At 40.9% G+C, this 8,910-nt stretch carries 9 protein-coding genes and 1 pseudogene; 5 read left to right on the top strand and 5 right to left on the bottom strand.

Translation table 11 applies throughout. The features are described from left to right. Positions 1-528 precede the first annotated feature (528 nt). Positions 529-690: a hypothetical protein gene (locus K6984_RS25100; protein ID WP_221897904.1), complete on the top strand. Its 162-nt coding sequence runs from the start codon at positions 529-531 to the stop codon at positions 688-690. 636 nt (positions 691-1,326) lie between these two features. Further along, positions 1,327-1,566: a hypothetical protein gene (locus tag K6984_RS25095; RefSeq protein ID WP_221897903.1), complete on the top strand. Its 240-nt coding sequence runs from the start codon at positions 1,327-1,329 to the stop codon at positions 1,564-1,566. A 668-nt stretch (positions 1,567-2,234) separates the two neighbouring features. On the opposite strand, the gene K6984_RS25090 is transcribed toward K6984_RS25095, so the two are convergent. Together K6984_RS25090 and K6984_RS25085 are read right to left on the bottom strand one after the other, a co-directional pair. Beyond that, a complete protein-coding gene (locus K6984_RS25090) occupies positions 2,235-2,477 on the bottom strand; it encodes a hypothetical protein (RefSeq protein ID WP_221897902.1) in 243 nt (80 codons plus the stop codon). A 387-nt stretch (positions 2,478-2,864) separates the two neighbouring features. After that, positions 2,865-3,548, bottom strand: coding sequence for an IS6 family transposase (locus K6984_RS25085; RefSeq protein WP_221897901.1), 684 nt, complete (start codon positions 3,546-3,548; stop codon positions 2,865-2,867). Positions 3,549-3,664: 116 nt separating this feature from the next. Between K6984_RS25085 and K6984_RS36635 the strand changes: the two are divergent. Next, positions 3,665-4,246, top strand: a pseudogene (locus tag K6984_RS36635) (hypothetical protein); the annotation flags it as partial. Between the two features lie 4 nt (positions 4,247-4,250). Here K6984_RS36635 and K6984_RS31700 read toward each other — a convergent pair. Beyond that, on the bottom strand, positions 4,251-4,415 hold the full coding sequence (locus K6984_RS31700; RefSeq protein WP_230988285.1) for a hypothetical protein: 165 nt from the start codon (positions 4,413-4,415) through the stop codon (positions 4,251-4,253). On the opposite strand from K6984_RS31700, the gene K6984_RS25075 reads away from it, so the two are divergent. Next, complete coding sequence (locus tag K6984_RS25075) at positions 4,372-4,605, top strand: hypothetical protein (protein WP_221897899.1); 234 nt, start codon at positions 4,372-4,374, stop codon at positions 4,603-4,605. The genes K6984_RS31700 and K6984_RS25075 overlap by 44 nt on opposite strands. Before the next feature lie 526 nt (positions 4,606-5,131). Then, entirely contained in the window at positions 5,132-6,475 is a 1,344-nt protein-coding gene (locus tag K6984_RS25070; RefSeq protein WP_420831625.1) for an IS4 family transposase, read from the top strand. A gap of 269 nt (positions 6,476-6,744) precedes the next feature. Here K6984_RS25070 and K6984_RS25065 read toward each other — a convergent pair whose 3' ends face one another. Then, on the bottom strand, positions 6,745-7,911 hold the full coding sequence (locus tag K6984_RS25065) for an IS3 family transposase (protein ID WP_087870166.1): 1,167 nt from the start codon (positions 7,909-7,911) through the stop codon (positions 6,745-6,747). A gap of 191 nt (positions 7,912-8,102) precedes the next feature. After that, a complete protein-coding gene (locus tag K6984_RS25060) occupies positions 8,103-8,876 on the bottom strand; it encodes a hypothetical protein (RefSeq protein WP_221897898.1) in 774 nt (257 codons plus the stop codon). Between the last annotated feature and the right edge of the window lie 34 nt (positions 8,877-8,910).

Below are 8,910 nucleotides of genomic sequence, written 5' to 3'. Positions count from 1 at the left end.
GCGGGATGTGGGTACAATTGATGCGTACTGGCAGCGAATAGTGAATTGATTGGCCGTCGAACCTGATCTGAATTTATATGATCAAAACAGGCCCATCTGGACCCATCGCTAGGCGCAAAACCCCACCGCCAAATTTGTCTTTGATGACGATGACAGGCGTGTTGGGGAGGTCCAGATTGACTCGATGGGTGTCTGGCGGCTGTGTAATATCTAGGATTTACTATCAGACAATCATTGTCTGTGTATTTTTCCAATTTGTGGCGTGTAAATTCCTATAGAGGTGAGGACTAGCTTTGCTTTTACCGGGGCAAATATCGCTAGAACTTGTCGTTTATTTAGCCAGGCTATCATTGGAAAAGGCTGTAAGAGATTCCTGAGGGCACTGTAATCGGCGGAACAAATAGAGAAGAAATGAAAAGCGCTTTCAGGTCAGTCACGCGGTGGAGTGGTCATGGATACACCAAAATCCAGAGTGGTTAGGACACAAAAGGCACCAATCGTCAGATAAGAAAAAATTAAACTGGTTTTATGCTGGCATATCGCACCAGCCAGAATCCGGGATCGGCAAAACAGGCGAGTTATCAATTGCGTGGACCTATCTTCCTGTTATCAAAGGACTATGTCGATATGGTGCGCCCCCCGGGGCACCTGAAAACCGAGCCTGATGCAAAGCAAGGTGGTCAATTTTGAACCTATTCTACGTTAGAGCAAATTGAAGATATGCAAAACAGGTTAATTTGTTTACTATGCATGATCGCTCTCTTTTGTCTGAAATATAAAAGACCCGATATAGCAGCTTTAGTAATGCCGGACAATTCCAGAAAATGTTGGAATAAGGAAAGGTTTTTGAGCTGATTGAGCCGAGGCATACGTGTAATAAGAACGCCCGACAAATTGACAGCTATCCTGCCTCGATAGTAATTTAGCGCAAATGGATTCTGATGGTGTTTGCGCACACAACATGCGGCACTGGAGCATTTCAGCCAGAATATATTAATTCACCGTTTATCGTGGAATATGCCGGATGGTTGGTATCATCGGCCGTGGGATGGTGTGAAGCTGAAACGGTTAAATATGCTGGATCAAAGGTACTAGCGCTTAATCAACAAGGCGAGTAATTTTACTTTACATGACCGCATTGAAGTCATTGAAAAAATTTTTAATTGGGCGAATTATTTATTCGACAGGTGATATTCATCGCTATGCTGAGGCTCGGAGAAGAAAAGACACAGTAGAGGAACAGGAGGCGGATCAGAATATCAGTAACGCCCTATGGCATCCGATTCTACCTTTAATGCTGGATATTCAATCGGCAGAAAGAAGCCAATGCCCGATGCACCGTTCCTGAATTTGGATGTTTATTCTGGTGGTGAAGCACGAGTTAAAAGTGGCATATCGAACAAGGCAATTGCTTTACATCTCGAAACCGTTTTTTTTGGATGGCCCCCCACTCAAAGGCTGCTGGGCCATCTGGAAGGTGCTGTTAGTGAGAAAAACCTTGAAATCAGGGTGTGGAGGCAGGCTATTTCCTTGGGACTGCAAACCTGGCGGTCAGGTTCTGCATAATAGTTTGCATATTGCTTTATGGTCGAGGGCGCGGATAATCAGCAGAGCATTCACCATCCTTTTCAGCTTAAATGATTACCAAATCCCGTGTTTTTTTCAGCGATGATGGGCCTCTGATTTAATTGGCTTTAAATATTCACATGGCATGCAGATGAGCAGTGGGGGATATGATTTCATCACCTGGAAAATATTGGACGAGCTAGAACCTGAAGGTTGAGTCGTGGTCTCCATTATTATGGATGGTGAAAATGCGGGGGAATTTTTCCGGGAGAATGGCTGATCATTTTTTAGCACTTTTTATAGCGCTGAGCGGAACATCCGGATATCGAATTAACATAATTTTCAGAGTTGTCTTGCATGACAAAGTAAAACCGTCAAAGCGATAGGTAAAATGATGGCAAGGTAGCTGGTATATGGACTTTTTTCAACGTGGATTGGCGCCGATACCGATAAAAAATTCGGGACTTGGGCTATCTAGTGATGTGGGAAAAAGTGCTTGGACAAGGTAGTTACAAAGCAACAGTTTGTCAAGCGGAAAGAACAATTAGCGGAAAGATTCTTGAACTGAAATGTTGTCAGTTGGCTGTTTGTGTGGTGATCAGAGGGTAACTTCCAGGACTGGTTTTAGGTGGGTTTGGGTGTGATTATAATCTCTGCTCAAGCCTAAATTAGTATATAAATCGCCAGGTTTTACCATCAGCGATAGCAGCTAGGCTTTTATCACTTGGAAATTCAACGCCTGGTTCAACGATAGCTCTAGGCACACCAAGCGTTGTGGTGTTCGCTTGTCCTCCTGTGTCTGCTTGATACTTAGTTTTAAACACAACTTCAGCACCTACTAACCCAGCATTACATGATTGATTTAAGGAAATAAATAGTAATGAAGTTAATAATAGTTTTTTCATTGTCAATACCTTCGCCAAACTGAAAAGAAGTTTTAATGGTTCTGTCGCAAGAACTTATTATGACGGTAAAGATTGGTCATAATCATATTTTGGACGATCCCTACGGACCGGGCTTTTCGTTCCAATGAAACAAACGGCTGAGTAAGTTCAGCTAACGGTTCTGTCGCAAAAAAAACAAAATCACCTTATTACCTAGCCGATCATAAGATTTAATTTCTAATAAGTCCCCCCCCCAGCTCTGCTGGGGGACTCATAAAGTTTGACAATTACGGGAATCATCGTGAGTCTCCCTATTTGTGAACCGCCGAAAGTTCAAAAGATAAGGAAACAAACGATGAATGGTTCTGTCACAATAATTATCAAAAGCACAGACCTCCTGGTCTTCAGGCATAACTATCCTGCTAAAGCCATAAACTGCTTATAAGCAGGAATATTTTCCTCAGACAATTGCCCCTTTCGGATCATATGTGCCGTTTCAATTCCATCAATTGTTGCTTGGGCGGAGTGAAACGCTTTAAAGCCCATCATCGGTTTTGTTACTTTTTTGATAAAGCGATGATCCTGTTCGATGATGTTATTCAAATATTTAACTTGTAATATGTCAATCATAGTGGCAAACCCAGCGAGGATTAACAAGAGGTTAATATTGGCTAATCCTGCATAGTTAGCGCCACTTTTATCCATAACGACCTTATCAGGAAAGCCATTATTGTTAATCGTTTGTTTGAAAAATGCGGTTGCAGCCTCTTCATCAGGGTGCTCAGAAAGCATGAAATCAAGTGTATCCCCGTGACTATCAACAGCTCGGTATAAATAGGTCCACTGACCCTTCACTTTGATATACATTTCATCCATGCGCCACGATTTATTGGTTTCTCGTTTCTCAGATTTAGCTGTTACAGCAATGGCAGGAGAATAACGGATAACCCAACGATTGAGCGTAGCATGATCCACTTCAACACCTCTTTCTTCCATAATTTCTTCAAGGTCGCGATACGAAACGCCATACCTGACATAAAAGAAAACAGCATAAAGAATGATATCTTTTTGAAAGTGAGTGCCTTTGAAGCTGAGCATGTGATCCACCTTTTATTGAAATTGATAATTATGATAGCAGATAACGTCGGGAAGGGGGATTTATGCGACAGAACTTAGATTAATAAATAAATTGACACTGCAAAGGATATAGAGAAATGGACAAAAAAACACCCCTGTTGCACCCCGGGGAACGTGGAGAACTTGAAGGGCTGATGAAACGCTTTGGCGTGGATGCCCGTTATGATGAAATGTTGAACGCACCTGCAATTAAAGGCGTTCCCGGCGTAGAAGGAAATGAATTGAAAGACTTGGTAGCGTACACCAAAGTTATTTGCAGGAACTACAGGCTTAGCAGGACGATTGTTGATGAACAGTTAGGATCTATCATTGAAAGCAATGTTATTAATCCCGTTAGAGATTGGCTTACAGGCATTACACGCACCAAGACAAATAACCCAGTCCATGAACTTGTAGATAACTTGCCAGTGGAAGATAAGGAATGGGTTAAGGTCGCCATGTATAGATGGCTAATACAATGCTGTGCGGCCGCTGATATGGCAAAGCATGAAGGTAAGCATCCAGATGCTATCCCCAAATATGAATGTGTGCTGGTGCTAGGTGGAGATCAAGGACTCCATAAAACTTCATTTATTAAATACCTACTCCCTGCGGAACTTCATAAATACATAAAAGACTCTGTTCGCCTAGATACAAAAGACCGGGATTCTATGCTTAATATTCTTAGGTGCTGGATACCTGAACTTGCAGACCTAGACCCTGCGTTGAAGAAGAACAGGCGCGCCATGCTACCTCACGAAATTCCGGGACTCCTGTCGCCATAATTCGTTCGCCTACGCAGCGGATGGGAGATGCCCTGAACGCCCTGCGTCCGCAACGACTACGCACAAAAGCCGCTTCGTCATTACTACCTCACTGGCTGGACGGCTATTCGGAATGCAATTCTTGCTCCTCTCGCGTGCTGCTAGCACACGTCGAATCAGCGAATTGCCCTGTCGCCTATCAGGGACTAAAAATCACCACTTCGCTAAGCTACGTTTCCATGATTTTCAGCGAGAGCTGGCGCGCCGACTCCTAGAGTTGGCACGATCTATCCCAGTAGATTAAAGCACACAGGCGGGTTCTGTCGCAAAAGATACGTATTTGTGTAAACCTGGTTATGAACCTGTTTTTTTTTCTTCGCCCAGGGGGTAAGTAACTTTTTTATCGTATCTGTAATCTTCTATATTGGGCGCGCCTGATGTTTTTACAATTGAATACGAGTACTCTAAAAAGGATAACTCACAGCACACATGGCGCGCCAGCTCTTCGCTAAGGCGTTTTATATCGCTTTTAAGGCGCTTTAACAGCTAACCCCTATCATACATACCCGTTAAAGGTTTTTGTGGGTCTTTAAGGGGCTTACATGCCCCCCAATAAGCGATTGACTAATTTGGGTGTGTGGTTTGTTATAGCTGTTACAGAAAACAAAGATTAAACGGTAAACCATTCCAAAATAAAGGGTTGGCTTATTGCAACAAGCAACAGTATTCTGGGGACTCTTTACCCATCTCCTTACACACAAGTCTGATATAAGAGTGTAAAATCTCATTATTTTAGTAACGATGACTGAGACTTGGGCAGAAATGGAATTTTGTAATTTAGATTTAGGTGATTCACGGCTTAATAAAAGAGCAGTTAAATTGATAGAAACTTTTGTAAAAGCGCCTAAACTAAGCATTCCTCAGGCTTGCCAAGGCTGGGCTGAAACACAAGCGACTTATCGATTTTATGCAAATGAAAATGTGACATGGGAAAAGTTGTTAGTCGCCCATACAGATCAAGTTGAACAGCGCATTATAGTCAGTGAAGAGCCCGTTATTTTATGCTTACAAGATACGACAGAATTAGATTTTAATGGACAAGAAACTGAGGATTTAGGTCGCTTATCTTACGATGCCCAAAGAGGCATGTACTTGCATCCGACACTCTGCATTACACCAGACCGGCTCCCTTTAGGGGTTAGTGATGCGTGGATGTGGGCAAGAGGAAAAAGCAAAGCAGAAGATCAAAATAATCCCACGATAAAAGAAAGTGATCGCTGGATAGAAGGTTATGAACGTGTCGCTGAAATGGCCGAACGTTGCCCTAAAAGTCGGCTCGTTTATGTGGCCGATAGAGAAGGTGATATTTTAAGTCTTATGCAGAGAAGTAAGGCGTTAAATACGCCTGCTGACTGGCTAGTAAGAGCCAGGCATAACCGTAAATTATCAGCGGATGAAACACTGTGGGATAGCGTCGATAAGCAAGAGGTTATGAGTCGCGTTAGTTTTATTAAGCCACGAAAAAAAGGCGAAAAATCGCGACAAGTTCAGCAAGAAATTAAAGTGTTACGCTGCACTTTCCCCGTAAAAGGGAAAGAAGGTATTGAAGTAACTTTGGTTCAGGCAAAAGAAATCAACCCGCCTAAAGGGAAGTCACCGCTCATATGGCGCTTATTAAGCAATCGAAGGGTAGAAAGTGAAGATCAAGCCTGTGAGTTGATTGACTGGTATCGCTGTCGCTGGGAAATAGAAATGTTTTTTGATATTTTGAAAGTGGGCTGCAAGGTTGAAAAGCTTCAATTATCCAGTAAAGAGCGCATTGAAAAAGCCTTAGTCATGGCCATGGTTATTGCTTGGCGGGTGATGTATCTTATGCGCTTAGGTCGCATCTGTCCTGACTTGCCTGCTGAATTAATCTTTGATCCTTTAGAATGGAAATCATCTTATGGTTTATTGGACAAAAAGATACCCAAAAAAGTGCCTACACTGAATGCCGTGTTAAGAAATTTAGCGACATTGGGTGGTTTTTTAGGGCGTAAATCAGATGGTGACCCTGGTGCGAAAAGTATTTGGATCGGTTTTCAGAGGATTCAGGACTGCGTATATGGTATTCAAATGGCCAGAAAGCTAAAAGGCGTATTTTAGGACTTGTGTGTAAGGAGGTGCTCTTTACCCTAGGGAGGGAGTAACTTTTTAAACTTCATAATAAAACGCTATTTAGTGTGCAACCTAATATAGATTGTACTATACCTATAGTCCTTTTATAATCAAAGACTAGGGTTACTGTCATGTACAACCTATGGATATTTATACGAAATCATTACATTTACAATTTAGGGTTTTATAGCTACCCCTCTTTGTATAGCACCCCAAAGAGTCAAGACAGATTTTTCAACAATCCTTATTCCATATTCCTAAGCCGCTTCATTCTGCTGTTCATTAGCTAAAATACTTTCTCTATATACATTCATTGGTTTTTTATAGTCCAGGGTTTCATGAAACCGTTGATGATTATAAAACTCAATATAGTCATCAACATCTTCTATTAACGCTCTAATTGAACCATATTCATTTAAATAAATACGCTCACATTTTGCACTTCGCCAAAACCGTTCAATACAAATATTATCCGTTGCTCGTCCTTTTCCATCCATAGAAATAGTAATGCCTTTGTTTTTTAGTCGTTGGGTATGAATTTCACTGGTGTATTGACTGCCTTGATCCGTATTAAAAATTTCAGGTGTTCCGTAGAGAGAAAGCGCTTCATCTAATACATCCATAACTAAAAAAGAATCCATTGTGTTTGATATTTTATGGGCGAGCACTGCTTTTGAGTGCCAATCAATAATCGCCGCTAAATAAACCATCCCTTCTTTGGTTTTAATATAGGTTATATCTGTACTCCAAACTTGGTTAGCGTGTGATATATCAAGATCTCTAAGCTTATAAGTATATTTTTTATGTTCTTTTATGGGGATCGTTGTATTGACTTGTTTTACCGCTAATACGGCTTTCAAGCCCATCTGCTGCCGATAACTCGCCACCGTGTTTAAACTGACTTTAAAACCACCTTCAAGCAACTGCTGGTGTACTTTAGCCGCACCATAAATAGGGATGTCTTTAAAAATGTGATTAATCTGAGTTTTGATCTCTTCTTTCTTTTTATTCTCTCTTTTTTTGTAATAGAGATTGCTTCTATTTAATCCTAATAATGCACACTGCTGTGTTAGAGGTAGAGTGTTAAGCTTGGGCTCAATCAACTGTTTTCTATCAGATGAGTCCAAGCTTTTTAGCTTTTTTTCGAGCCACTCCTTTTCAACCGTCATTTTTCCTACGATTTTTGTGAGCATCTCATTTTGTTCTTGAGCTGCTAATAGATCCTCTTTGTAATCTTTAACGGCTTTGGAGGGCTCCATTGCTATTTCTGCATTGTCTAAGAATATTTTTTTCCAGTTTTGTAGGTTCTTAGGTGTGATGTTATTTGCACTGGCAATTTCTTGCAGTGTTTTTTCATTCTTTAAAACTTCTAATACCAACTTGCTTTTAAATTCAGCACTGTAGACCGTTCTTTTTCTGCTCATTTTAATACTCCAATTTTTTACAAATAGTAACTAATTTGGAATAAGATTGCTTTGATTTCTTGTCTGGATTTGCTGGGGGATTATAATCTTAGACACACAAATCCTAAATTAAAATGTAAACTGAATTGGCTAGACCTCTAATAAACCTAGCCAAAACATCATTCTAGGGTGTAATTAAAACCTCGTTTTTATTAGAAGCTCCGTACTGGCATTACACTAAGTCTAAACGCTCTATCCGCCATTGCACCCTTGCTAGTCCATAGATTTTTAGCGTAGGCTTTTGTATTTGGATAATTCAAAATGATAGTAGATGACCACATATAATTAGGAAGTTCCCAACCATCACCCCCTTGGCCTAAAGATTCTTCAAGATTAACATAATGCTCTACCCTATCTAATTCACCTCTTGAGGGAACAATCCAATCATCGTATCCATTAACTACAAATTTATCTACTACAGGGAATACGGTCTCTCCGCCATTATAACTCTCACAATTTTCCCCAAGCATTAGAGCATTATTCCCTGCTCCGGTACCAATATCCCGCCCTTTAGCAGATACAGGTACGTTATAGCAGCCCCATTCTAGGTTTGAGATAATTTCTGGTGAGGATTCCATCCCGTGTCTACCACCCGAAGAGGTATGGAATACAGTACCCCCAGCTAGTCCAGTATCTCCTACTTTAAACAAAATTGCGCACTCAGTATCTTGTAACCCCGTTTGTATCTTTGCATAGCCCGCATCTGTCATCCAAGACTCACGAGTTCTTAATTCTTCACATGTCTTTTTACGCTCAACTATAGCTTCATCATAAGCCGCCAACTGGCTCAATGTTATTTGTTCGATTTGCCCTTCTTGTTCTGGCGGATCACCAGCTTGGTATGCAGTTGCTGTGGTAGATAATGCTAAGGCTAATGTACCTATTACTATTTTAGTGTTTGTTTTATTATTTATTTTATTATTCATTCTTCTTATCCTAATTAATTATTACTTACTAAGG

The organism is Bathymodiolus japonicus methanotrophic gill symbiont, from assembly GCF_019721995.1.
Classification (GTDB): domain Bacteria; phylum Pseudomonadota; class Gammaproteobacteria; order Methylococcales; family Methylomonadaceae; genus Methyloprofundus.
This window is presented reverse-complemented; position numbering and strand designations above follow the sequence as displayed.

What these genes read in the sequence shown, in the direction of transcription:
- K6984_RS25060 (WP_221897898.1), bottom strand. Translation starts at nt 8,876, where the DNA reads ATGAATAATAAAATAAATAATAAAACAAACACTAAAATAGTAATAGGT.
- K6984_RS25095 (WP_221897903.1), top strand. Translation starts at nt 1,327, where the DNA reads ATGCCCGATGCACCGTTCCTGAATTTGGATGTTTATTCTGGTGGTGAA.
- K6984_RS25085 (WP_221897901.1), bottom strand. Translation starts at nt 3,548, where the DNA reads ATGCTCAGCTTCAAAGGCACTCACTTTCAAAAAGATATCATTCTTTAT.
- K6984_RS25070 (WP_420831625.1), top strand. Translation starts at nt 5,132, where the DNA reads ATGACTGAGACTTGGGCAGAAATGGAATTTTGTAATTTAGATTTAGGT.
- K6984_RS25065 (WP_087870166.1), bottom strand. Translation starts at nt 7,911, where the DNA reads ATGAGCAGAAAAAGAACGGTCTACAGTGCTGAATTTAAAAGCAAGTTG.
- K6984_RS25100 (WP_221897904.1), top strand. Translation starts at nt 529, where the DNA reads ATGCTGGCATATCGCACCAGCCAGAATCCGGGATCGGCAAAACAGGCG.
- K6984_RS25075 (WP_221897899.1), top strand. Translation starts at nt 4,372, where the DNA reads ATGGGAGATGCCCTGAACGCCCTGCGTCCGCAACGACTACGCACAAAA.